The sequence below is a fragment of the Veillonella sp. CHU110 genome (assembly GCF_003992255.1).
GTDB lineage: Bacteria > Bacillota > Negativicutes > Veillonellales > Veillonellaceae > F0422.
Genome location: NZ_RQVA01000010.1, coordinates 57,469 through 81,807 on the forward strand (window position 1 = coordinate 57,469; position 24,339 = coordinate 81,807).

19 protein-coding genes and 5 tRNA genes (1 of these 24 only partly in view) are annotated in these 24,339 nt (G+C 41.8%); 18 read left to right on the plus strand and 6 right to left on the minus strand.

The annotated features are described in order from the left end of the window. Window positions 1-7,811 carry the 3' end of a YadA-like family protein gene (locus EO122_RS05600; protein WP_127009744.1) on the plus strand. Its footprint begins 20,698 nt before the window's first position, so only the last 7,811 of its 28,509 coding nucleotides appear in the window; its start codon lies beyond the left edge, outside the window; its stop codon occupies window positions 7,809-7,811. A gap of 305 nt (window positions 7,812-8,116) precedes the next feature. Here EO122_RS05600 and EO122_RS05605 read toward each other — a convergent pair whose 3' ends face one another. From EO122_RS05605 to EO122_RS05620, 4 genes are all read right to left on the minus strand, one after another. Beyond that, window positions 8,117-9,034, minus strand: coding sequence for an Abi family protein (locus tag EO122_RS05605; protein ID WP_127009745.1), 918 nt, complete (start codon window positions 9,032-9,034; stop codon window positions 8,117-8,119). A 175-nt stretch (window positions 9,035-9,209) separates the two neighbouring features. After that, the gene (locus tag EO122_RS05610) at window positions 9,210-9,920 is read right to left on the minus strand and encodes a Crp/Fnr family transcriptional regulator (protein WP_127009746.1); all 711 of its coding nucleotides are present in this window, start codon (window positions 9,918-9,920) and stop codon (window positions 9,210-9,212) included. Between the two features lie 10 nt (window positions 9,921-9,930). Next, the gene (locus EO122_RS05615) at window positions 9,931-10,257 is read right to left on the minus strand and encodes a hypothetical protein (protein WP_127009747.1); all 327 of its coding nucleotides are present in this window, start codon (window positions 10,255-10,257) and stop codon (window positions 9,931-9,933) included. A gap of 286 nt (window positions 10,258-10,543) precedes the next feature. Further along, entirely contained in the window at window positions 10,544-10,729 is a 186-nt protein-coding gene (locus tag EO122_RS05620; RefSeq protein WP_127009748.1) for a hypothetical protein, read from the minus strand. Between the two features lie 223 nt (window positions 10,730-10,952). Here EO122_RS05620 and hcp point away from each other — a divergent pair, with 223 nt between their 5' ends. From hcp to EO122_RS05690, 15 genes are all read left to right on the plus strand, one after another. Next, window positions 10,953-12,518 carry a hydroxylamine reductase gene (gene hcp / locus EO122_RS05625; RefSeq protein ID WP_126937912.1) on the plus strand — a complete coding sequence of 522 codons (1,566 nt, stop codon included), beginning with the start codon at window positions 10,953-10,955 and terminating at the stop codon, window positions 12,516-12,518. Between the two features lie 196 nt (window positions 12,519-12,714). Continuing rightward, entirely contained in the window at window positions 12,715-12,882 is a 168-nt protein-coding gene (locus tag EO122_RS08235; protein WP_164725969.1) for a hypothetical protein, read from the plus strand. A 288-nt stretch (window positions 12,883-13,170) separates the two neighbouring features. Next, a complete protein-coding gene (gene sdaAB, locus EO122_RS05630; protein ID WP_126937911.1) occupies window positions 13,171-13,836 on the plus strand; it encodes an L-serine ammonia-lyase, iron-sulfur-dependent subunit beta in 666 nt (221 codons plus the stop codon). Between the two features lie 8 nt (window positions 13,837-13,844). Then, a complete protein-coding gene (sdaAA, locus tag EO122_RS05635) occupies window positions 13,845-14,720 on the plus strand; it encodes an L-serine ammonia-lyase, iron-sulfur-dependent, subunit alpha (protein ID WP_127009749.1) in 876 nt (291 codons plus the stop codon). A 10-nt stretch (window positions 14,721-14,730) separates the two neighbouring features. Then, window positions 14,731-16,185 carry a CCA tRNA nucleotidyltransferase gene (locus EO122_RS05640; protein ID WP_127009750.1) on the plus strand — a complete coding sequence of 485 codons (1,455 nt, stop codon included), beginning with the start codon at window positions 14,731-14,733 and terminating at the stop codon, window positions 16,183-16,185. Beyond that, window positions 16,182-18,167: a penicillin-binding transpeptidase domain-containing protein gene (locus EO122_RS05645; protein WP_127009751.1), complete on the plus strand. Its 1,986-nt coding sequence runs from the start codon at window positions 16,182-16,184 to the stop codon at window positions 18,165-18,167. Before EO122_RS05640 ends, EO122_RS05645 begins: the two co-directional genes overlap by 4 nt. Before the next feature lie 19 nt (window positions 18,168-18,186). Next, window positions 18,187-19,035, plus strand: a complete 849-nt coding sequence (locus tag EO122_RS05650) for a bifunctional 5,10-methylenetetrahydrofolate dehydrogenase/5,10-methenyltetrahydrofolate cyclohydrolase (RefSeq protein WP_127009752.1) — start codon at window positions 18,187-18,189, stop codon at window positions 19,033-19,035. Further along, window positions 19,013-19,354 (plus strand): hydrogenase maturation nickel metallochaperone HypA, encoded by a 342-nt coding sequence (gene hypA / locus EO122_RS05655; protein WP_009353487.1) that lies wholly within the window; start codon window positions 19,013-19,015, stop codon window positions 19,352-19,354. Before EO122_RS05650 ends, hypA begins: the two co-directional genes overlap by 23 nt. A 9-nt stretch (window positions 19,355-19,363) precedes the next feature. Then, on the plus strand, window positions 19,364-20,029 hold the full coding sequence (gene hypB, locus EO122_RS05660; RefSeq protein WP_127009753.1) for a hydrogenase nickel incorporation protein HypB: 666 nt from the start codon (window positions 19,364-19,366) through the stop codon (window positions 20,027-20,029). Further along, a complete protein-coding gene (locus tag EO122_RS05665) occupies window positions 20,019-21,521 on the plus strand; it encodes a hypothetical protein (protein ID WP_127009754.1) in 1,503 nt (500 codons plus the stop codon). Before hypB ends, EO122_RS05665 begins: the two co-directional genes overlap by 11 nt. Before the next feature lie 567 nt (window positions 21,522-22,088). Next, window positions 22,089-22,164: transfer RNA gene (locus tag EO122_RS05670), tRNA-Thr, on the plus strand. A 7-nt stretch (window positions 22,165-22,171) separates the two neighbouring features. After that, window positions 22,172-22,256, plus strand: a tRNA-Tyr gene (locus EO122_RS05675). A 7-nt stretch (window positions 22,257-22,263) separates the two neighbouring features. Further along, window positions 22,264-22,339: transfer RNA gene (locus EO122_RS05680), tRNA-Met, on the plus strand. A gap of 25 nt (window positions 22,340-22,364) precedes the next feature. Continuing rightward, window positions 22,365-22,440 (plus strand) — tRNA-Thr (locus EO122_RS05685). A gap of 7 nt (window positions 22,441-22,447) precedes the next feature. Beyond that, window positions 22,448-22,524, plus strand: a tRNA-Met gene (locus EO122_RS05690). Between the two features lie 115 nt (window positions 22,525-22,639). On the opposite strand, the gene EO122_RS05695 is transcribed toward EO122_RS05690, so the two are convergent. Together EO122_RS05695 and EO122_RS05700 are read right to left on the minus strand one after the other, a co-directional pair. Beyond that, window positions 22,640-22,966, minus strand: a complete 327-nt coding sequence (locus EO122_RS05695) for a type II toxin-antitoxin system RelE/ParE family toxin (protein WP_127009755.1) — start codon at window positions 22,964-22,966, stop codon at window positions 22,640-22,642. Then, window positions 22,947-23,219 carry a type II toxin-antitoxin system Phd/YefM family antitoxin gene (locus tag EO122_RS05700; protein WP_127009756.1) on the minus strand — a complete coding sequence of 91 codons (273 nt, stop codon included), beginning with the start codon at window positions 23,217-23,219 and terminating at the stop codon, window positions 22,947-22,949. Before EO122_RS05700 ends, EO122_RS05695 begins: the two co-directional genes overlap by 20 nt. Window positions 23,220-23,496: 277 nt before the next feature. Between EO122_RS05700 and EO122_RS05705 the strand changes: the two genes are divergently transcribed. Together EO122_RS05705 and EO122_RS05710 are read left to right on the plus strand one after the other, a co-directional pair. After that, window positions 23,497-24,096: a hypothetical protein gene (locus tag EO122_RS05705; RefSeq protein WP_127009757.1), complete on the plus strand. Its 600-nt coding sequence runs from the start codon at window positions 23,497-23,499 to the stop codon at window positions 24,094-24,096. 148 nt (window positions 24,097-24,244) lie between these two features. Further along, window positions 24,245-24,339, plus strand: a 95-nt coding sequence (locus EO122_RS05710; RefSeq protein WP_018590913.1) for a GTP-binding protein, incomplete at its 3' end; no start/stop codon positions are given.

The following is a 24,339-nucleotide window of genomic DNA, read 5'->3' on the forward strand; positions in this document are numbered from 1 at the left end:
AACCAGGTGTAGCAGGCAAAGATGGCAAACCAGGTTCTAATGGTTCTATCGGCGTAAACGGTAAAGACGGTTCTGCAGTTGTGATCAATGGTAAAGACGGTTCTATCGGCATGAATGGTAAAGATGGTGCTAACGGTCTTATTATGAAAGGCGACAAAGGTGCAGTTGGTTTAGATGGCACAGATGGCGCTAATGGTAAAGACGGTATGACTCGTATCGTATATGAAACGAAACATACAGATCCTAACAATGCTGGTAAAGAAATCACAGTGAAACATGAAGTAGCTACGATGGACGACGGTCAAAAATACAGCGGTGATAACTACAAAGCAGCGACTGCAACCACAGCAGAAGCGAATGTGATCAACAAAAAATTAAACGAACGTTTAGAAATCGTTGGTGGCGCAGACAAAGCTAAATTGACTGACAACAACATCGGCGTGAACGCAGCAGATGGCAAGTTAAAAGTTCAATTAGGTAGCGAGTTAACGAGCATCAACTCCATTACTAATGGTGCAAACTCTGGTAAAGTTGAGTTCGGTGCTAATGGAGTAACTACTTTCAGTAGTGGTGCAGCCGCTGGTGATAAAACTGTGACAATCAACGGCAAAGAAGGTAAAGTGACTGTTGGTAACAACGGTAACCCAATTGCTATTGATGGTTCTGTAGGTGATATCACTGGTTTGACAAATACAACGTTAACAGGGCCAGACTTTGGTACTAAAGGTCGTGCGGCTACGGAAGAACAGTTGAAATTAATCCAAGGTCAATTGGGTACTGGCAACTTGTCCTTCGGTGCTAACCTTCCTGCGAAAGCTGGTGGTAAAAAAGTCGTTGAAAATGCTCTTGGTTCCACTGTGAACATCGTTGGTACTGCAAATGTAACAGCAGATGACAACTACGATGGCAACAACGTAGTGACAACTGTTGAAAAAGGTACTGATGGCAATAGCACGGTAACTATCAAGTTGAACAAAGACTTAACGTCTAAATCTGTAACAACTAACACGGTAACTGTAAAAGGTGAACCTGGCGCTAACGGTCAAGACGGTAAAGATGCAGTAGTGACTGTCGGTGAAAAAGGTGCAGATGGTAAAGATGGCTCTAACGGTACTATCGGCGTAAACGGTAAAGACGGCTCTGCAGTTGTGATCAACGGCAAGGACGGCTCTATCGGTTTGACTGGCCCTAAAGGTGAAAATGGTAATAGTGTTGTCATCAATGGTAAAGATGGTAAAATCGGCGCTAAAGGTGAAGATGGTAAATCTGTTGTCATCAACGGTAAAGACGGTACAATCGGCTTAACGGGTCCGAAAGGTGCTGATGGTGCACCAGGTAAATCCTTAGATATCGGCATGAAAGATGGCTATAATGGTCAAGATGGTGCTGATGGAGTTCCAGGCGTTCGTGGTGAAAAAGGTGTTGACGGTAAAGACGGCATCACTCGTATCGTATACACAACGAAAGAAGTTGACCCAGTAACGAAAGTTGAAAAAGTAGTAGAACGTCAAGTAGCTACTATGGACGACGGCTTACAATTCACTGGTAATAACTCTGACACTGTGAATAAACATCGCTTGAACACATTGGTGAACATCGTTGGTGAAGGTGTTGCAAAAGAACAAGTAGATGGATTCAAATCTGCAAGTGGTAACATCTTAGTCGCAGCTAATGGCACAACAACATTAACTGTAAAAATGAACAAAAACCTTGCTAATATCAACAGCATTACTAATGGTGCGAACTCTGGCAAAGTTGAGTTCGGTGCAGATGGAGCAACTACTTTCAGTAGCGGAACAACTGGCGATAAAACTGTTACAATCAACGGTAAAGATGGCAAGGTAACGACTGGCGAATCTACTCTAGATACAACAGGATTGACTGTAAAAGATGGCACTAAGGAAACGAAAGTAACTAATGCAGGTACTGTTGTCAAAGACGGTGCTAACGAATCTAAAGTGACTAGCGCAGGTGCTACTTTCACAGATGGTGCAAACACAACTAGCGTGGCACCGACAGTAGTTCGTGTGAACGGTATGAATGGCACAGATGGCACAGTGACTAACGGCGTAGTGATTGGTAAACAATCTGTGACACCAGTAGAAACTGTTCCTACACCAGGTAAAGTTATCGCACCAGAAGAAGGCAACTTCATCACTGGTTTAGATAACAAAGCTTGGGATGTAACAAATCCAACATTTGTATCTGGTCGTGCGGCTACAGAAGATCAATTGAAATCTGCTACCACAGGTTTAGTGGATAAAGGCTTAATCTTCGATGCTAATACTGGCGGGGCGAAAACAAATAAACTTGGCTCTACTGTGAAAATCCAAGGTACTGCGGAAATTCCAGCAGGTGCTACGGATGCAGATAAAAACTATGATGGTAAAAACGTATTAACATCTATCGAACAAGATCCAACTACTGGCAACACAACGGTAACTGTGAAATTGAACAAAGATTTAACATCTAAATCTGTAACAACTAACACGGTAACTGTAAAAGGTGAACCTGGCGCTAACGGTCAAGACGGCAAAGATGCAGTAGTGACTGTGGGTGAAAAAGGTGAACCAGGTGCCGAAGGCAAACAAGGTAAACCAGGTTCTGACGGTGTTATCGGCGTAAACGGTAAAGACGGATCTGCAGTTGTGATCAACGGCAAAGACGGATCTATCGGCATGAATGGCAAAGATGGTGCTAACGGCCTTACTATGAAAGGCGACAAAGGTGCAGTTGGTTTAGACGGCACAGATGGCGCTAATGGTAAAGACGGTATGACTCGTATCGTATATGAAACGAAACATACAGATCCTAATAATGCTGGTAAAGAAATCACAGTGAAACATGAAGTAGCTACGATGGACGACGGTCAAAAATACAGCGGTGATAACTATGAAGCAGCGACTGGAACCAAAGCTGAAGCGAATGTGATCAACAAAAAACTAAACGAACGTTTAGAAATCGTTGGTGGCGCAGCTAAAGACAAATTGACTGACAACAACATCGGCGTCAATGCAGATGGTGGCAAGTTAAAAGTTCAATTAGCAAGCGAGTTAACAAGCATCAACTCCATTACTAATGGTGCAAACTCTGGTAAAGTTGAGTTCGGTGCTAATGGCGTAACTACTTTCAGTAGCGGCGCAGCAGCTGGTGATAAAACTGTCACAATCGATGGTAAAGCAGGTAAAGTCACTGTTGGTAACAACGGTAACCCAATTGCTATTGATGGTTCTATCGGAGATATCACTGGTTTGACGAATACAACGTTGGATGCAGCGGACTTCGCAACAAAAGGCCGTGCGGCTACGGAAGAACAGTTGAAAGTAATTCAAGGTCAAATTGGTAGTGGCAAGTTATCCTTCGGTGCTAATCTTCCTGCAAAAGCTGGTGGCAATAAAGTTGTTGAAAATACTCTTGGTTCCACTGTGAATATCGTTGGTACGGCTAATGTAACAGCAGACGACAACTACGATGGCAACAACGTAGTGACAACTGTTGAAAAAGGTACTGACGGCAATAGTACGGTTACTATTAAGTTGAATAAAGATTTAACATCTAAATCCTTAACAACCAATACTGTGACTGTAAAAGGTGATCCAGGTGCTAACGGTCAAGACGGTAAAGATGCAGTGGTGACTGTGGGTGAAAAAGGTGAACCAGGTGCCGAAGGCAAACAAGGTAAACCAGGTTCTGACGGTGTTATCGGCGTAAACGGTAAAGACGGCTCTGCAGTTGTGATCAACGGCAAAGACGGCTCTATCGGATTGACTGGTCCTAAAGGTGAAAATGGTAATAGCGTTGTCATCAATGGCAAAGATGGTAAAATCGGAGCCAAAGGTGAAGACGGTAAATCTGTTGTCATCAATGGCAAAGACGGCACAATCGGCTTAACAGGTCCTAAAGGTGCTGATGGAAAACCAGGCAAATCCTTAGATATCGGCATGAAAGATGGCTATAATGGTCAAGACGGTGCTGATGGCGTTCCAGGCGTTCGTGGTGAAAAAGGTGTTGACGGCAAAGACGGTATTACTCGTATCGTATACACTACGAAAGAAGTTGACCCAGTAACGAAAACTGAAAAAGTAGTAGAACATCAAGTAGCTACTATGGACGACGGCTTACGTTTCGCTGGTAATAACTCTGACACGGTGAATAAACATCGCTTGAACACATTGGTGAACATCGTTGGTGAAGGTGTGACGAAGGAAGCAGCGAAAGCATTTGAGTCCGCTACTGGCAACATCTTAGTAGATGCGGATGGTAAAGATACGTTGACGCTTCGCTTGAACAAACATCTGAACTTGACGAATACTGGTTCTATGACAGTAGGCAACTCTGTGGTGAACAACGCAGGCTTAACTGTGAAAGACGGTGCTAACGAATCCAAAGTAACTAGCACAGGATCGACTTTCACAGATGGTACGAATACGACTGAAGTGGCACCGACAGTAGCCCGTGTGAATGGTGTGAAAGATGCAACTGGCGCTGTCACTGGTGGTGTTGTGATTGGTAAACAATCTGCTACACCAAGCGCAGATGGCAAAACTCCTGGCGCAACAGACAAAGCGGCAGAAGGCAACTTCATCACAGGTCTTGAAAACAAAGACTGGAGTGTAACAGATCCGAAATTTGTATCTGGTCGTGCAGCCACAGAAGATCAGTTGAAAACTGTATCTGATGCAGCAAAAGCAGTAGCGAATAATACAATCCAATTCGGGGCGGACAATGGGTCTAAAACAGATGCACAAGGCTTGAATAAAGAAGGTGGTATCGCTTTTAATATCACTGGTGGCGCAGATAAAGCTAAATTATCTGATAATAACATCGGCGTGAATGCGAATGGTTCTACTGTGGAAGTGAAATTGGCGAAAGAATTGAAAGGCTTAACAAGCGCTGAATTTACGAACGCTGATGGTAAAACGACAAAAGTAGAAGGTGGCAAGGTGACGACTGGCGACACCGTTCTTAGCACAACAGGTTTAACTGTAGGTGATAAAGATGCTGGCACATTCGTGACTAAGACTGGTACCGTTGTGAAAGATGGTGACGTGACGACTTCCACGACAGCAGGTGAAACCGTATATCGTGATGGAGACAAAGCGACCACAGTTAACACATCAGGTATTACCATCGAAAATGGCGATAAAGCTGTATCCTTAACAAACAATGGCTTAGACAATGGCGGTAACAAAATTGTGAACGTAGCTAGAGGTGAAAACGATACAGACGCTGTTAACGTAGCGCAATTGAACGACGAAGTTGGCAAAGCGAAAACAACTGTATCTGTAAACGGTGAAGACAAAGATGTCAATAAAAATCTTTCCTTGACTGAGTCTACAGCAGCTGATGGTCATACTAACTATGACATTCGCTTAGCAGACAAAGTGACATTGGGCACGGATGCTACGAAACAAGTCACAATGGATGGTACAGCTGGTACCGTGATAGCGGGCACTGGTGACAACATTGTGAAAGTAGATGGTGGTAAAGGTCAAGTGGTAGCCTCTGGCGTGACCGTAGGTAAACAATCTGTCACACCAAGTGCGGATGGTACAACACCGGCGGCTGATGCAACAGCAACAGAAGGTAACTTCATCACTGGTTTAGATAATAAAACTTGGGATGTAACAAATCCAACATTTGTATCTGGCAGAGCAGCTACAGAAGACCAATTGAAATCTGCTACTACTGGTTTAGTGGACAAAGGTTTAGTCTTCGATGCAAACACTGGCGGAGCGAAAACAAATAAACTTGGCTCTACTGTGAAAATCCAAGGTACTGCGGAAATTCCAGCAGGTGCTACGGCGGAAGATAAAAAATACGATGGTAAAAACGTATTAACATCTATTGATCAAGATGCTGATGGTAATACTACTGTCACAGTGAAGTTGAACAAAGATTTAACATCTGAATCCTTAACAACAAACACAGTGATTGTAAAAGGTGAACCAGGTGGTAATGGTCAAAGCAAAGATGCTGTAGTAACTGTGGGTGAAAAAGGCGAACCAGGTACAGACGGTAAACCAGGTAAAGATGGTTCTAACGGTACAATCGGCGTGAACGGTAAAGATGGCTCTGCAGTTGTGATCAACGGCAAGGACGGCTCTATCGGATTGAACGGTAAAGATGGTAAAAACGGTCTTTCCATTAAAGGCGACAAAGGTGTAGTCGGTGTAGATGGCACAGATGGCGCTAATGGTAAAGACGGCATGACTCGTATCGTATATGAGACAAAACATCCAGATCCTAACAATGCTGGTAAAGAAATCACAGTGAAACATGAAGTAGCTACGATGGACGATGGCATGAAATATGCTGGTGATGATGCACAAGGTACTGATACATCCAAAGTAATTGCTAAGAAATTAAACCAAACGGTAGATATTGTTGGTGGGGCAGCTAAAGATAAATTAACGGACAAAAACATTGGTGTAAACAATGTGGATGGCAAGTTAAAAGTACAATTAGCTAGCGACTTAACAAGCATCAACTCCATTACGAATAAAGAAAACAGCGGAAAAGTTGAATTCAAAGATAAGGGAGTAACTACTTTCAGCGGTGGCAAAACTGACGACAAAGCTGTATCCATTGACGGAAAACAAGGATTTGTGACAGGCTTGCAAAACAAAGACTGGAATATAGCAAACCCAACAGTTGTATCTGGTCGTGCAGCGACGGAAGATCAATTGAAAGTGGTTAGCGACCGTTTAGCAGGTGCTCGTAAGTTCACCGGCGATAACAAAGATGTGACGGCTGTGGTAGGCCTTGGCGAAGTATTGAATATCAATGGTGGCGCAGATGCGACTAAGTTGACTGACAATAATATCGGCGTCATTGCTAAGGAAGCTGTTAAAAATGCAGATGGAACGGTGAAAACACCGGCGTCCATGACAGTTAAGTTGGCGAAAAACGTTCACATGGGTGATGGTTCTACCGATTACACTGGTGTATTTAAACCTACTTTCATCGATAAAGATGGCAAGGTGAAACCTGTAATCGATGAGAAAACAGGTAAACCGGCAGAGTTTAATACGACAGTGAAACATGACGGATCAAGCAGTGAGTACACTGTATATCGTCCTGGCAAAGATGGTAAACCTGAACCGGCCATCACAACGAATGTGACACCATTGGGTGTGGTGATTGAATCCAACAATGCCAATGGCAAAGCGAACCCTCCTGTGACATTGACAGCAAATGGCCTAGATAACGGCGGTAACCGCATTCTAAATGTGGCGCCTGGTATCAATGGCACTGATGGTGTCAACGTAGATCAGTTGAAAGGTACAGCGAACAACGTTCTAAACCAAGCTACAGGCGAAGCTTATAAAGCTGGTGCGAAAGCAGCCGCTTTAGCAGCGTTGAAACCATTACAATATGACCCATTAGAACCGACACAAATCATGGCGGGCATTGGTAATTATCGTAATGAAACGGCAGCGGCTATTGGCCTTGCACATTACACGCAAGAAGCGACTATGTTCCACGTAGGTGTTACATTAGGTCAACATCAAAATATGGTGAATGCTGGCGTGACTCATAAATTTGGCTGGAGTCCAGAAGAAAAAGCAATTCCTGAACGCTATAAAGCGGGCCCGATCTCCTCTGTATATGTAATGCAAGATGAAGTATCTGCATTGAAACAAGAGAACGAACGCACGAAAGTAGCGTACGAACAAGTATTGGTAGATAATGCAAATATCAAAGCAGAAAACCAAGAAATGAAGGAATCTTACAACAAAATGGCTCAAGACAATGAAGAGATGAAAGCACAAATCAAAATGTTGATGCAGGCTATGGGAATGAAATAAGTCCTGAAGATGTAACTTCCTAGAAGATGCAAAAAGCCCCTATCCTTCCGGGTCGAAAGACTCGGAAGCGGTAGGGGCTTTTGTGTTGACATCTAGTGTTTATGGTGCTATAGTTGTGTTAGTAGATTGGCTGCAACGCTTAGGGCGTTGGTCACTAAGACACTGCTTTGGCAGTGTCCTTTTTATTATATTCTCTGTATAAAACAGACTTAATAGGACCTCTTATTAAAGGACAAAAAAACCGGGGCAATACAGAGTATCGCCCCGGTAAAAACTTTACAGTTTATTGTCTTGTATTAATTATACTACACAATTTTATACCAATTGTCAATTATATCACTAAAAAATTGAAATGTAGACTGTAAAGATAAATTTTGATTATATGTATGTTCTCTAAAAAATCTATTTTTAATGTATTGAAGCTGTACAGATATTTCTCTATCAACTCCTTTACTGTTGATTATACGTTTATGAAAAAATAAAACACTTGCAATTTGACTCAACCTTATTTTAGATAATTTACTCTTTCTTTTGCTCTCTTTTATACCTATCTTTCCTAGTGCTGCTGATAATATATTGCTCACTTTAGTAGAACGGTTACTATGAGTAATATCATTTAGAATACAATTATCATGAGCACATGCATTTCTAACAGCTTTAATATCAAATAATTGGTTTGCATATTTACCAAACCGTCTGTCATTAAAATATCCTGCCGTATATTTAATTAGTTGTATTAGTTCACTGAAAGTAATAAATTCAACAAACACCCATATCGGCATCTTATTGGGATTACCATATTTACCATATAAATCTTCATCATAAATATTTCTTCGTTTTGATTCAATGGACTTTTGAATATCTGGATTTATGCCTAAAAAGTTTTTAATTAAATAATATGCATCTCCGGCTTTTCGTAATCCTATATAGTTAACTAAATTAATTTTAGTATAATACTCTATATTTAACGTCATATCCAATAGTATTCGACGGAATTCATAATCAATAATTGATAAATCAACTAAATGACTAAAGTCCAAATTAATATACTTTCCCTCATTATTTTTAACAAAGTTTTTTCTATAGGCGCGTAATCGAAAAAACGTATTATGTGTGGAAAGATACTTCTTAGCCATCTCCTCAGAATAGTCAATAAAAGTAATCCCTTTGTCTTTACAATGAGCAATTTGTTCATCTACTGTTAACCATCTTCCTCCAGACATGATCTCTCCTCTTTAGCATAGTAACCCATCTTTCCCTGTTAATGTATTCTATCGGCTTTTTTTCTAATATCATTTGTATAAAAACATTATACAATATTTCTGTTAATAATATGAAGACATGATATAAATTTACTTACTTGATCCCATTGATTAATTAGTGGATGAAAATTTTGTATTAAAATGAAAAATCTTGGATGGTTTCGATATCTACTAGCTCAACTTCTTTGCCGTGGAATTGAATGATCCGTTCGTCTTGCAAACGACCTAGTTCACGGCTGAGGGCGGTGCGGCTCACGTTGAGGACATCCGCCATTTCTTGCCGATTGTGTGGCAAGGTGAGGATATTCTTTTTTTGCACTCGCTGAATATCCATGAAATAGGCGAAAATTTTCTCGCGCATCCCTTTGAGGGACAGATAATGCACTTTGCGAGTTAGTTGCATCGCCTTTTCAGACAGGTCATGCATGAGGTTTGTGAGCAATTGGATTTGACAGGATTGGCAGTCCGGGAATGCTTTGGTGAAAGTCTCGATAGGTAAGAACAAAACGATCGCATCTTTCGTGGCTTCGATCGTAGCTGGCCATAGGGGATGATTACTAAAGAGCAAAGCTTCTCCGAACATAGAGGACGGCTGTAGTTCCGTTACGATAGTTCGTTGCCCCAACATGTTTTCTCGCGTTAACAAGGCACGCCCTTCTAGCAAGATACCGATGCCTTCCATCGGATCCCCAGCAATGGCAATGAAAGAATTTTTTTTGAAACTTTGTACTTTCACATTTGCTTGAGACAAGAAAAGTGATAAATTTTCTGGCGCAATATGAGCACATAGGGGAGATTGTTGAATCGTATTTATGTATGTTTCTAACGTTGGATGTAATGTCGACATGGGACCTCCATTAAATTAGAGAGTGTGCTTTACCGATTTCAGTAATTTGTTCTATAGTGAGTTTAGTATATTTGGCGATCATATCTAAGGATAGTTTATCTTCTAACATGCCAAGAACTACTTCGGCTTTGCCTTCAGCATTACCTTCTTTTCGTTGGCGTCTTAATTCCATTTCAAGTGTCATATATTCTAACCTCCATTCTTTAGAGTGTTTTACTTTATCTACGACAGAATCCATTTCCAATACTAACTCATCAGCAGGTGATTTACCATATACATAATCTAAAAAATATTGTAATGGTTTTGAAATATCGTCTTCTGTACCTTTAGTGCTCAAGAATAGTTTTGTGGTTCCATCGATTAATTCTATTTTGTAATTTTCTAAACAAACATTTCTGAAAGTATATTTCTTCTTCGAGATAAGTGATATCTTTAATCTGGATATCTAACAGCCGTTCTATTGTTGCTTTACAAATACGCTTATTTCGCATTACCTTCTGAAACATAAAGTTATCCTGAATGGTTAGCTCTTCAAAGGGTTTAATATGCATAGAATCACCTCCGGCTCTTATTCAAATTATACCATATATTTTAGATATATAACATTATTCTTTCTTACGTCACTATATCAATCTATGGGTTCGACCAATTTCTATAATCTGCTCTACAGTTAGTTTCGTATACTTCGAAATCAATTCTAAAGACCAGTTATTCTCTAACATGCCAAGAACTATTTCAGCTATAGCTTCAGCTCTACCAGCAGCGAGTCCTTCTTTTCTGTATCGTATTTTTTCAACTTCAAATCTCATATACTTTTCTCTTCATTTCTCAGAATGTTTTTAAAGTGTAGCCAAGGATACGTTTTTTCTGCTTTCAGTATACTATACTACATGTATAGATAACAAGACACTGCTAGATTGCCCTTGAGAGGGCTTTCACTATGAAAGTGATTGTCTAGTGAGATATCTAAAGCAATACAAAAAGTATGTTGTAGTATACATGTTAAGGGCAAAGTTCCCAAGGAGGTTTATCATGAGTATGTTCTGTTTCCAATGTGAACAAACAGCGCAACCAAATGGTTGTACAGTACAAGGTGTATGTGGTAAAACAGCACCGGTTGCAAATTTACAAGACGAATTAACAGCAGCGTTGATCGGGTTAGCTCGTGCAATGCAAGCTACAGAAGTAACGTTAGAAAACGTACAATTGTTAAAACGTGGTTTATTCATGTGCGTAACAAACGTAAACTTCTCTGAAGATCGTGTACAAGAGTTCATTGATGTAATCAACAATGCGCATAACAAATTAGATGCGAACATCCCTAACTTTGATTGGGAAGAATTGTGGAAAGGTCATGAAGATATCGTTTCCTTACGTTCCACATTGTTATTAGGTATGCGTGGTATGGCTGCGTACGCATGGCATGCAGCAGTATTGGGCTACAATGATCCAGAAGTTGATGCTTGGTTTGTAAAAGGCCTTGTTGAAATGGCAAAAGACCACAGCGCAGAAGAATGGTTAGGCCTATTGATGGAATTCGGTGGCATCAACCTTGCTTGCATGGCGTTGTTAGACAAAGCAAACACAACGACATACGGTACTCCAGTTCCTACAACTGTACCTTTGACAGTAGAACCAGGTCCTTTCATCGTCGTAACAGGCCATGACTTACACGACCTTAAAATGTTATTGGAACAAACTGATGGCAAAGGCGTTAACATCTATACACATGGTGAAATGCTTCCATGTCATGCGTATCCTGAGTTGAAAAAACATCCTCAATTGAAAGGTAACTTCGGTACTGCATGGCAAAACCAACAAAAAGAATTTGATGGCGTTCCAGGTGCATTCTTGTTCACAACAAACTGCATTATGCCACCAAAACAAACATATATCAAAAACATCTTCACAACTGACATGGTTGGTTTCGATGGCTGCGGTCATGTGGAACACAACGAAGATGGCACAAAAGATTTCTCTGCAGTCATCGAACGCGCTATTGAATTAGGCGGTTACAAAGAGCCACAACAATTCACTGGTATCAACGGCGGTACAGAAGTAACAACTGGTTTCGGTCATGGTACAGTACTTGGCGTTGCTGACAAAGTAATTGATGCGGTGAAAGCTGGCGCGATTAAACATTTCTTCTTGGTAGGCGGTTGCGACGGTGCTAAAGTAGGCCGTAACTACTACACTGACTTCGTAAAACAAACTCCAGAAGATACAATGGTATTGACTCTTGCATGTGGTAAATATCGTTTCAACGACCTTAACATCGGTGAAATCGGTGGCTTGCCTCGTATCCTAGATATGGGTCAATGTAACGATGCGTACTCTGCGATCCAAGTAGCGGTAGCATTAGCAGGCGCTTTTGAATGTGACGTGAACGAATTACCATTGACATTAGTATTGTCTTGGTATGAACAAAAAGCGGTATGTATCTTATTAACATTATTGTCCTTAGGTATCCGCAACATCTACATCGGACCATCCTTGCCAAAATTCTTGTCCAACACAGTACTTGGCATCTTAGTTGAAAAATTCAACTTACATCCGATTACAACACCAGAAGAAGATTTGAAAGCGATCTTGGGATAAACCTCTCTTTCCCTCAATATCCTACGACCTTTCAATCTATCAATATAAGAACGCTCCTTGCATTGCATGGGGCGTTTCTTGTTTCGCTATGTAGCCTTGTGGCGGTGTTAACTAAATAAGATAAAAGAAAGACCGCAACATACTCCTTCTCAAACTGATCCTACGGTAGGTTTGTTCAGGAGCATGTTGCGGTCTTTTGCGTTTGTGTGATTTAGGTAGGAAGGAACGCCACAAGGCTGCTACTCGTAATGGCGTTCCTCAGGGGATTGGAAGAGCACGACATATTCCTACGCAAACTGATCCTACGGTAGGTTTGCTCTGGACATGTCGTGCTCTTCTTGTGTTTTTGCAATTTGGTCAGTAAGGAATGGCACAGGGTTGCTACGCCTAACTGCGTTCCTTTGGGGGATAGTGCTTGCGACGTTGTCAGTTGCAAACTTGCGCTTTGCTTAGTTTGCTGTTTGGAATGGTAATTAGTTTATATAAATTGTACGAATAGATTATGCTGTAATAAAATTATAAGAGTCATCGAAGTGTTGTTAGGCTCATTTTCTGTTACTACTCTTTTTACGAGAAGGGCTAATGTATGGTATGATATAAGATACAGATAATACATAAGATATTACTACATAGATAATAGGAGGTACCTACGTTGAGTAGTATTTTTGATATCATTGGACCGGTTATGATCGGTCCTTCTAGTTCACATACAGCAGGGGCGGCGCGTCTGGGAAAGATGGCTTTGTCTATTTTTCGTGAGCGCCCTGACAGTGTGACTATGACATTATATGGTTCTTTTGCGAAAACGTATCAAGGACATGGCACGAACCGTGCCTTAGTGGCTGGACTACTAGGTATGGATGCAGATGATGCTCGTATTCGTGAGTCGTTGGAGATTGCGGCGCAAGAGAACTTTCAATATACTTTTATCGAATCGGAAGTGGATGCAGGCCATCCCAATACGGTACGGTTCAACATGTACGGCAAGGATGGCAAGCATATGTCCGTCACCGGTTCTTCTCTTGGCGGTGGTCGAGTGGCGGTCACCAACATTGATGGTATCGATGTAGACATTACTGGAGAAGAGCATCAAATCATTGCGTTCCATACGGATCAACCTGGTGTGATTGCTGGGGTGACACATATTTTAGGACTTGAAAGCGTCAATATTTCTAGTATGCGCGTATTCCGCAAACGTAAAGGGTCAGAAGCAGTGATGCTAATTTCTACGGATTCCGATGTAGATGAGAGGGCATTACAACAAATCAAGGAAGTGCCGGGCATTTCCTCTGTTATGTATTTCGAGCCATTGGAATAGAGGAGATTATGAGTTATTTATACGATACAATTGAAGATATTGCGCGCCTCGCAGATCGTGAAGGGATATCCTTTTCCGAAGTGGTGTTGCGCGCAGAAATGGAAGGCACTGGCTCTACACGAGATGAAGTGGTGAAAGAAATTCTCTATCGCGTTCAAATTTTTAAAGAATCTGTTCGAGATGGTTTACAAGATGAACGAAAAAGTAAGAGCGGCATGTCTGGTGGTCAAGCAAAGCAATTGCACGAACGGAAGCCTATCTTCTTGAGCGATCTTACGTACCGTGCTTTGCGGTATGCTATTTCTGTGAACGAAGCCAATGCAAAGATGTTCCGCATCGTAGCGTGCCCTACGGCGGGGGCCTGCGGTATTTTACCAGGGGTAATGCAAGCAGTGGGTGAAGTATACAACTGTGATGATGAAGCTTACATTAACGGCTTTTTAGCGGCCGCTGGGGTTGGCAATGTAGTGACGAATCAAGCTTGTGTAGCAGGTGCTGTAGGCGGTTGCCAAGCCGAAGTCGGTACAGCAGCAGCGATGGCAGCGGCTTGTGCTGTGGCTATGATGGGTGGCACTACCGAAGAAATCATTACAGCTATGACGTTATGTATGAAAAATGTATTGGGATTGGTCTGTGATCCTGTAGCGGGGCTAGTAGAAGTACCTTGCGTGAAGCGAAATGGTATTTATGCAGTTCATGCTTTGTCATCTGCAGAAATGGCTATGGCAGGCCTGCGCAGTCGTATTCCAGCAGACGAAGTCATCAGTGCTATGGATTCCATTGGGCGAGCTTTACCAGAAGCATTGCGAGAAACTAGTGAAGGTGGCCTTGCGAGAACAAAAACAGGGATGGAGATTACGAATCGATTAGCAAATCGAAAATAAGGTGGTATATATGGAGTGTAAGGCGTATAGGGAGACTGAAGTCTATCAAGGGGCTATATTGGTGCTGCGTACATTGCAGCAAGCAGGGCACGAAGCTTATATAGTAGGTGGCGCTGTACGAGATATTCAGATGGGCCGTATTCCTCATGATTATGATATTGTGACCTCTGCCTTGCCAGAGCATACCATTCATAGTTTGCGAGAGTCTGGATTTACCACTACGAATGTGGTGGGGCTTTCCTTTGGTGTTGTAGTGGTACGCTGGAAAGACTATGAGTATGAGGTGGCTTCCTATCGCAATGAACAGTATGGTGAAGATAGCCATCGGCCCGTATCTGTTGACTTTCCATCTACTTTTTTAGCGGATGTACAGCGACGAGACTTTACCATCAATGGACTTGCTATGATGGTGGATGGTGACATTCGAGATGAAGTACAAGGGTTACAAGATATTCAGAAGGGCATATTGCGGACGATTGGAGACAGTAAGAAACGATTCCAAGAGGATGCTCTTCGCATGTTTCGACTCTGTCGCTTTGTAGGGCAATTAGGGTTTACGATAGATTCAGACACGTGGGCTGGGGTGGCACCGAATTTGTATCGGGTGCAGGGATTGTCTTTGGAACGAGTACGTACAGAGATAGAAAAAATGCTGCTTAGTGACCATGTGGCATTAGCCCTAGATGCATTGGTAAGAAGCCATTTGCATGAGCAATGTTGCCAACAGACCACAGGTGGGACATCACGACGCATTCCTATATTGCCAGAGCTTACGCACCTAGTAGATTTGCCACAGGCACCAGAATATCATGTGCATGATGGTTGGAATCATACGTTAGCTGTGGTCCAGCAAGTACCACCGAACTTAGTGTTACGGTGGGCTGCCTTGCTCCATGATGTGGGGAAAGGTATGGACGGTGTTCGAGGCTTTCACAAGGGGCGCATCACGGATTATAACCACGATCGAGTGGGGGCCATTATGGCGCGCCAAATTCTTGAACGGTTCGGGTATGGCAAAGATTTTGTGAACTTGGTGGTGTGGCTAGTGGAACGGCATATGCGCTTTCATTTTTATGTGGCGAATGCTAGTGCAGATCTACGAAAATGGATTCATAAGGAAACTGGTGAAAGTCAATTCCGAGAAACGGCCGACTTGGTGCTGGCCATGGAATATTTAGCAGCCCTGGGGGTCGCAGATGTAGCCGGTAGTGGAACTAAAGATATAGGTCCCTCACAAGTCTATGGAGAGCGCATGGTACGGATAGCTAAATCTATGCCTGTCCATACGAAAGATTTACAATACCATCGTACCCTTCCTAAGACGGTAGCACCCTATACAAAGGAAGTGATGACCACCTTATTGGAGCGTGTACAAAGAGGAGATCTTGACAATACGCCAGAAGCGTTACAAGAAGCAGGTATTGCCAAGTATCATCGATTGATGAAAAAGGAGCATAAAGAATGAATGTGCCAGCAGCACGAAAACGGTTGACCCTGACGTCTAGAAAGGGATTGACTTGGACATTAATATTAGCTATCGGTTTATTATGCCGATATATAGATGTACAAATTATTCATAACAGCACATATTCAAAACGATTTTCGAATCAGTTTATCACGGACCGGGTATTACAATCTCCCCGTGGTACTATTTATGACCGCAATGGGAACCCACTAGCCTTGAGTGTCACTGTTAACTCTGTCAGTGCAGACCCAACGATGATGCGAGCGGCGAATGTGTCCCCAGAAGAGGTAGCTGATGTGTTAGCTCCCTATGTGCGGATCTCGAAAGAAGAGATAATCAAGAAGCTCAATGAAGATACGGCCTTTGTGTGGATTGATCGATTATTGGATGTACCTAACTCCAATGGGGTAGAAGCGGCTGTGAAAACAGCTAAGTATGACTTTATTGGATTACATAAGGAGAGTCGTCGATACTATCCGAATGATACATTATTAGCGCAAGTACTTGGTTTTGTGGGATTTAATGAAGAAGGACAGGCGGATGCAGAAGGGAAAGCCGGCTTAGAAGCGGCCTTAGATGATGTGATTCGCAGTAATGAAACAAAAGTAAGTATCTACAATGATGCAGCAGGTCGTCCTGTATTTGAATCGGTACAATCTCAATTCTTGCCTAATCAAGAAAAGTCGGTGAACCTAACCATTGATACAACGGTGCAGTTCATTGCAGAGCAAGCCTTAGACAAGGCTATGGCAGAGACAAAAGCTAGTAGTGCGGCCATGATTATTATGGACCCTAAAACAGGGGAAATTATTGCTATGGCAAATAAGAACAAGGGAATGTCTAAGGACATTAATAAGTTGAAGTTTGAAGACTATCGCAATAATGCAGTGGTTAGTATTTATGAACCGGGGTCTACGTTTAAACCTATTATTGCTTCCTCAGCACTGGCGGCTGGCAAGTGGCAGTTAGATACGGTATACAATGATACAGGAACGATTTTAATTGATGGACACCATATGAAAAACTGGGATGGTCGAGGCAGTGGTAAAGTTCGTTTGTTAGATATTTTGAAATATTCTATTAATACCGGTATGGCGTACTTGGGTACCACAGCCGGAGGCGATGTGTTGACGGATTATGTGAAGCGATTTGGATTTGGTAAGGCAACAGGTATTGAGTTACCAGCTGAAGGGGATGGTATCCTTTTCGATCCAGCTACGATGACAAAACTGGATGTGGCGACCATGTCTATCGGACAAGGCATTGCGGTTACACCACTGCAAATGGTACAAGCCTTTGGTGCCTTAGCAAATGGTGGTAAGATGATGAAACCGCATATTATTAAATCTATTGCGAACCCAGATGGCTCTATTTACAAGGAAGCACAAGATGTAGAACAAGGACAGCCAATTCCTGAAAGTATTGCCAAACAGATTACAGATATTTTAGAAAAAGAGGTGTCCGAAGGTGGCGGTCACAAGGCGCATGTAGAAGGCTACCAATTTGCTGGTAAAACGGGAACGGCGCAAAAACTTGACCCTGAACATGGAGGGTATTTAAATGGTCGCTATATTGCATCTTTCATTGGCTATGGTCCTGTAGAAGATGCGAAGTTTGTAGCCCTAGTCGTTATTGATGATCCAGAAGGGACCTATTATGGTAGTCAAATTGCAGCGCCAGTATTCCAAGATGTCATGACACAATTGGTGCGGTACTATAAACTTTCACCGACACGAAGCAAGCCTTCGAAGGATGATGCTAAGCAAAGTGCATCTAAGGTACTGTCTGTACAGCGCAATGGAGACGGATCCGTGATCATTCCTAATTTTGCAGGACATACTTATGGAGAAGTTCGCGATTGGGTTCATGAAGCGAGACTTACATTGAAGCCAGATGGTACAGGTTATGCCACATCACAAGATGAGGCAGCAGGAAGTACGATGGAAGCAGGCGGATCTGTGACGGTTCATTTTAGTCGATAAGAGGAGGTAGAGGATATAGATGATCGAATTATTAGGAAAACCTGTAGCACAGGCGCATAAAGCAGTGCTACAAGAGAACATGCAACCTTTGCTAGCGCAAGGGGTTACCATTACATTGGGTATTTTACTTGTCGGTGATGACAGCGCGGCTCATATGTATGCTACATTTATGGAAAAAGTGGCAAAAGGCGCAAACTTTGGTACTAAATTAGTACAATTGCCGGAAACGGCTACGCAAGAAGAAGTAGAAGCGGTGATTCGAGAGTTTAATGAGGATACTGCGATTTATGGAGTATTGCCATTGATGCCAATGCCAAAGCATATCGATACTGAAGCGGTGATTAGTGCCTTAGATCCGGCGAAGGATATTGATGGGCTTACTACGTATAATATTGGACTAGTGAGCTCTGGAAAAGGTGGGTATGTACCATGCACACCAAAAGCATGTATGGCGATCATCGACCATTATGGCATTGATCTAGCGGGTAAAAAAGTAGTCGTGTTAGGACGTAGCCAAGTGGTGGGAAAACCAGTGGCTTTATTAGCCCTAGATCGAAATGCAACAGTGACGATTTGTCATTCTAAAACGCAAAATTTAGAAGCTGAACTAGCCCAAGCAGATGTGATCATTGCGGCGGTAGGAAAAGCCCATATGGTCCATGGATCCATGTTGAAACCAGGCTGTGTTGTCATCGATGTAGGAATCAATGACCTAGAAGGACAGACCGTAGGTGATGTAGAGTTCGACTCTGCCAAAACAGTGGCATCGGCCATCACGCCGGTACCAGGTGGTGTAGGATCTGTGACTACGACTATGATGTTAGAAGGATTATACGAGGCGTATCATGCACGAAATGGCCATCGCTGAGGGAATTGTGGATGTGGCCTTGGACACGCTGAAAGCAAACCAAGGTAGTGTGATCCACGCTATTCAAGTACAGATTGGCGTCCTGTCTGGGGTGGAGCCGGATGCGTTACATTTTTGCTTTGATGCAGTCACGCAGGGAACACCAGCAGAAGGAGCCACATTAGAGGTAGAGACCATACCTATGAAAGGTCGCTGTATGGATTGTGACCAAGAGTTTTCAATACAAGATTACCGCCATGTGTGCCCACATTGCCATAGCTTTGCTGTGGAAGAATTACAAGGTAGGGAACTACGAGTGGCGTCTATTGATATGGATTAGAGGAGTTCTATGGAAGTACAAGTAATGACAAATGTATTGGCAAAAAATGATGCCATTGCAGAAACACTACAACAACAATTTCGAGATAAACAAATTATGGTCATGAACTTACTGGGGTCTCCAGGGGCAGGCAAAACGTCTTTGCTGGAAGCTACCTTGCAAGAGTTATCCAAGGAGTATCGCATTGCTGTGATTGAAGGTGACCTGTTTACCGATAAAGATGCGGACCGTATCCATGCTACGGGAGTACCAGTCATTCAAATTAACACGGTTGGTGGCTGCCATTTAGATGCCAATATGATTCTTGAAGCTATCGCTGAGTTAGATTTGGATGCATTGGATTTAATCATCATTGAAAATGTAGGCAATTTAGTATGCCCAGCAGAATTTTTTATCGGTGAAGATATGAAGGTGACAGTCCTTTCCATTACAGAAGGTGAAGATAAACCACTGAAATATCCGTTGATATTCAAAGAATCTGCAGCGGTCTTATTGAATAAGGTAGACTTATTGCCATATGTGCCATTCAAAATGGATGAGGCTATCCGAGATATTAACTCTTTGCAACCAGGAGTGCCTATCTTCCAAGTGAGTTGCACACAAGAATCGGGGCTTTCAGAATGGATACAATGGCTGAAAGCAAAGTTAGAGGAGCGAGTAAGAGATGAAGCATAAACTGACATATACCTTGAGCCTGATCGCCGCATTGGGGATGGCAGGGGTACAGGCGCAAGATGTAACTCCGCCTACAAAAGTAGACACGGCAGTCGCAAAGGATGTCATTACGAAACATGGACTTCCTACGAAGGTCACAGCAGGGTCTGTGACTTTTGATTTGACGCCACTTCATGTGGAAGAAGAAGCAGCAATCCGTGCATTTATGAAAGAAAAGAAAGCATCCTTTGTAGAGTCAGAGGAAGATAATTTAGAAAATGTAGGAACTACGTTTACAGCGAAACGAGTGCTCCCTATTGTTATCACAGACGAGTTTGTACAAGCACTGCAACAAGAGGCGAATGCTCGTGTAGAAGCGAAGAAGCAAGAGCCTTGGGCCTTCCCTGAAGTGGATACCCTAAAGCAGAAATTAGAAGGCATTCTAGGGAAAACCACAGATACTAAAGTAGCTAGTAAAGAGACTGCTGAAAGAACAGACAAGAAAGCATCTGTTATAGAAGATGGAGATGTGAAATCTGTTGAAGATGAAGGTACAGATGCTTCTGATATAACGATGGAGAAGAATGACAGATCGAAGTCAGACACTGATGCAGCTGCAAACGACGAATCGAAGTCAGATAAGAAAAAGGATGCAAAAGAGGATATAAAAGCTAAAGATGCTATGGCCTATGCACCCGAATTATTGTGGACAGATAAAGACACTATTTTCTTGCATAAGGATGTGCATGTAGGAGCTACCCGTGGGGAAGTACTCTTTGCTTGGGGTGCACCGAAGGCTATGTGGCGCAATACTAAAGATGGTTCTATGGTGTGGCTATATCAAGGAATGTTTCCTGTCGAAAAAACTATAACAGAATCTGCAAAAAGTTCTATGCAAAAAGAGGAGTTTTCACGGTTGGTGAAGAATTCTTATAGTAGTGACTCTTTAGCAGGTTCTAACAGTTCTGTGGGCTATGTGTGGCTTTCCCTTGCAAAAGGAAAAGTGGCACATTTGGGAATGATTAAAGGCGAAGATTGGCCTCGCTTTGCGATACCAGCCACTACATTAGAAACGTTTATACCGAATGAAATGAAGGAAGCAGATTTTTCTTTGATGGGATATCGCTTAGGTACACCATTTACTAATGATCCGAATCGATCTTGGGAAGAAAAGGGAAAACTTTACGGCCAAGAATTTTTAGGGTATAAGGATGTAGTCGTCGCATATAACAAGGATCATGAAATCACTTTGGTCATGATCAACTCATCGCTTGGTACGACAAAACGAGGCATTTCACTTGGAGATTCTAAATACTTACTGCTCTATCTCTATGGAGTGCCAGATTTTGAAGAACCTGCTAATCATCATGATCCTAGTAAGGGAACAGTGTATGGGTATCGTCATCCTCTATTGGCGAATACATACTTGTTGTTTACTGTGGATGATAAATTTATACGGGAAATATTATTGTCGACTCAAAAGAAAAGCGAACTTGTTTCGGCTATGAAATAAGTGGCGTTCTTTGCTTGATGTTGGGCAAAGGGAAGACCGCAACATACTCCTTCTCAAACTGATCCTACGGTAGGTTTGTTCAGGAGCATGTTGCGGTCTTCTTGTATTTGGTATATGTTAAGCAATAAAGAACGTCAGGATATTTCTACGCGTAACTGCGTCACTTGGGGGAGGGGAAGAGCACGACATATTCCGACCCGAACTGATCCTTCGGTAGGTTTGCTCCGGAACATGTCGTGCTCTTCTTGTGTTTGTGTGATTTAGGTAGTAAGGGAATGCCACAAGGCTGCTACGCAAAACTGCATCGCTTGGGAGGAGGAGCATGTTGCGGTCTTTTTGCATTTGGTATATGTTAAGTAATAAAGAACGCCAGGATATTTCTACGCGTAACTGCGTCGCTTAGGGGTGTGAAAGCTTTTCCAAAAAAAGTTAAAAAAATTTTTATAAAATGCTTGCATTATAAATAGGGGTATGTTATTATATACAAGTAGTCAGGAACAGTACTACAAAGCAGAAAAAGTTCTTGACAAACTACATAAAGACATGTATACTAATGCATGTGAATGTGCTGGCGTAGCTCAATCGGTAGAGCAGCTGACTTGTAATCAGCAGGTTGTGGGTTCAATTCCTATCGCCAGCTCCATTTTTTTGGAGGGATTCCCGAGCGGCCAAAGGGAGCAGACTGTAAATCTGCCGTCTTCGACTTCGAAGGTTCGAATCCTTCTCCCTCCACCATTTTCATCGCGGGGTGGAGCAGTTGGTAGCTCGTCGGGCTCATAACCCGAAGGTCGCAGGTTCAAGTCCTGTCCCCGCAACCATGTTAATTCGTTAGTGATTGAATGTGCTGGTGTAGCTCAGTCGGCAGAGCGTATCCTTGGTAAGGATAAGGTCACCGGTTCAATCCCGGTCACTAGCTCCATATACTTGGCGGCATAGCTCAGTTGGCTAGAGCAATCGGTTCATACCCGGTGTGTCCGCGGTTCAAATCCGTGTGCCGCCACCAATAACCTCACTTTAGGTGAGGATTTTTTATGCCCAAATATAGGTTTTTTCAGATAGTGGGGATACTCTTATGTGAGTATCCCCACTATTTATTATAGAATTTTTTATGGCATTCTTTATATGTCTGTAAATAGTATTTCGTTTATATTACGTTTTGCATAAATAAGTCGGCGGACTTCCATGTTATTTCCAATGACTACATAAAAAATAGAGAAATTTCGCACATTGATTCTGTAGTACGGATGCTCTCTTGTTTTTGATGAACGAAAAGGAGCGAAGGAAAGAGGTGCTTGTAGTCTCTTATCGATTGCAGCTTCTATATCATCTAGCAGCTGATGGGCAGCACTTGGATTTTGTAGGGTATTGGTGATATACGATATAACGCCTATTAAATCTTTTTCAAAGATAGGGAGAAATGTTAGTTTATAAGTTGGTTTGTTCATCGATATAGCTCCTTGCCGCAGTAAATACTTCAGCTTTAGAAAGTCGTGTAGTTGAACTTTTAGCTAATGTATCTGCTTCATCAAGCTTTTCCTCTACATCCATAGTCAGTGTGGAATATTGCTCGATGCTCATTAGCACCATGGTACCATATCCATTTTTTGTGAGAAATACAGGTGAGTTTGAATTGATCACAGTTTCTTCAATTTCAGGAAATTTATTTCGCAAGTCAGAGACTGGACGAATATGAATCATAATAAACACCTCCTTGTTATCATAATTATATCTTTATTTTATCAGAATATTATGTAAAGATAAACTGGTGAATTAAAATAAATAGAATATATCAACAATAATACAGAGATAAAAGGTGTTATATTCTGTTTTTTATATTACGAGTAGATTGAGAATTATTTTTGCTCTTGGTTAGATGTACATTGAAATTCATACATAGAATTTGTATAATGAAGGCATAGAGGCTTCATGTCTTTTGTCTTTTATAGGTTATGTGTTGAATTAAGAGAGGTATTGTATGACAACAGGGTTTAGTGATCTTAAAGAATTATTACTCCATCCTTTAGGAAAAGGATCTGATCAAATTGCACAGTATGGAACTACTAAAAAAGGCTTACTCACATTTCTGGTGTTAGAGTTTTTATGTTGCTTACTTCTAGGATTTTTGATTGCGCCATTAGTTGGATTTTTTATGCCACACTATTATCGAGAAATTATGGCATGGGGGTCTGTAATCGTAGTGATAGCAACTTTTGTTATATTTGTAGGTCAAACTGTATCAATTGCATTAAATAGTGCTATTTTTTACGGACTATATAGATTAACAAAGGGTACAGCATCTTGGACAGATGTGGCAAAGGGGTTTATATATGGTAAACTTTTTTCTGACATATATATAGTAGGGATATTAATTCTTGCTAGTTTGATGGTTCCATCTTATAGTACGAGTGCTCTTTGGTTAGCGGTGGCTATCGTCCTAGGGGTATTTATTTGGGCTATTTATGTGAATGTACACCTTATGAGCCGTATATTAGACAGTAAGAAGTTAACGGTATTCGTATTATATATAGGATTGGCTATCATCAATGTTATCATCCGATATATGTTAGTGTCTTAATATGTCATCGTATAGAATGTGAAAGTATATTTTATAAGATAGAGAGAGTATCTTTTAGAGAAGTATAAATCCATATTTGTATTTCTCTATCTAATCATATATAATAAAGGTAATTAGTTTTTTTGTAATGAAGGAGGCTATTTTAACAATGGCAAAAGCAAAGTTCGAACGTAATAAACCACACGTTAACATTGGTACTATCGGTCACGTTGACCATGGTAAAACTACTTTAACAGCAGCAAT

Coding starts and splice junctions, on each gene's coding strand:
- EO122_RS05605 (WP_127009745.1), bottom strand. CDS start 9,034: ATGTCTGGAGGAAGATGGTTAACAGTAGATGAACAAATTGCTCATTGT.
- EO122_RS05610 (WP_127009746.1), bottom strand. CDS start 9,920: ATGTCGACATTACATCCAACGTTAGAAACATACATAAATACGATTCAA.
- EO122_RS05620 (WP_127009748.1), bottom strand. CDS start 10,729: ATGAGATTTGAAGTTGAAAAAATACGATACAGAAAAGAAGGACTCGCT.
- hcp (WP_126937912.1), top strand. CDS start 10,953: ATGAGTATGTTCTGTTTCCAATGTGAACAAACAGCGCAACCAAATGGT.
- sdaAA (WP_127009749.1), top strand. CDS start 13,845: ATGAGTTATTTATACGATACAATTGAAGATATTGCGCGCCTCGCAGAT.
- EO122_RS05640 (WP_127009750.1), top strand. CDS start 14,731: ATGGAGTGTAAGGCGTATAGGGAGACTGAAGTCTATCAAGGGGCTATA.
- EO122_RS05645 (WP_127009751.1), top strand. CDS start 16,182: ATGAATGTGCCAGCAGCACGAAAACGGTTGACCCTGACGTCTAGAAAG.
- EO122_RS05650 (WP_127009752.1), top strand. CDS start 18,187: ATGATCGAATTATTAGGAAAACCTGTAGCACAGGCGCATAAAGCAGTG.
- hypA (WP_009353487.1), top strand. CDS start 19,013: ATGCACGAAATGGCCATCGCTGAGGGAATTGTGGATGTGGCCTTGGAC.
- hypB (WP_127009753.1), top strand. CDS start 19,364: ATGGAAGTACAAGTAATGACAAATGTATTGGCAAAAAATGATGCCATT.
- EO122_RS05665 (WP_127009754.1), top strand. CDS start 20,019: ATGAAGCATAAACTGACATATACCTTGAGCCTGATCGCCGCATTGGGG.
- EO122_RS05695 (WP_127009755.1), bottom strand. CDS start 22,966: ATGAACAAACCAACTTATAAACTAACATTTCTCCCTATCTTTGAAAAA.
- EO122_RS05700 (WP_127009756.1), bottom strand. CDS start 23,219: ATGATTCATATTCGTCCAGTCTCTGACTTGCGAAATAAATTTCCTGAA.
- EO122_RS05705 (WP_127009757.1), top strand. CDS start 23,497: ATGACAACAGGGTTTAGTGATCTTAAAGAATTATTACTCCATCCTTTA.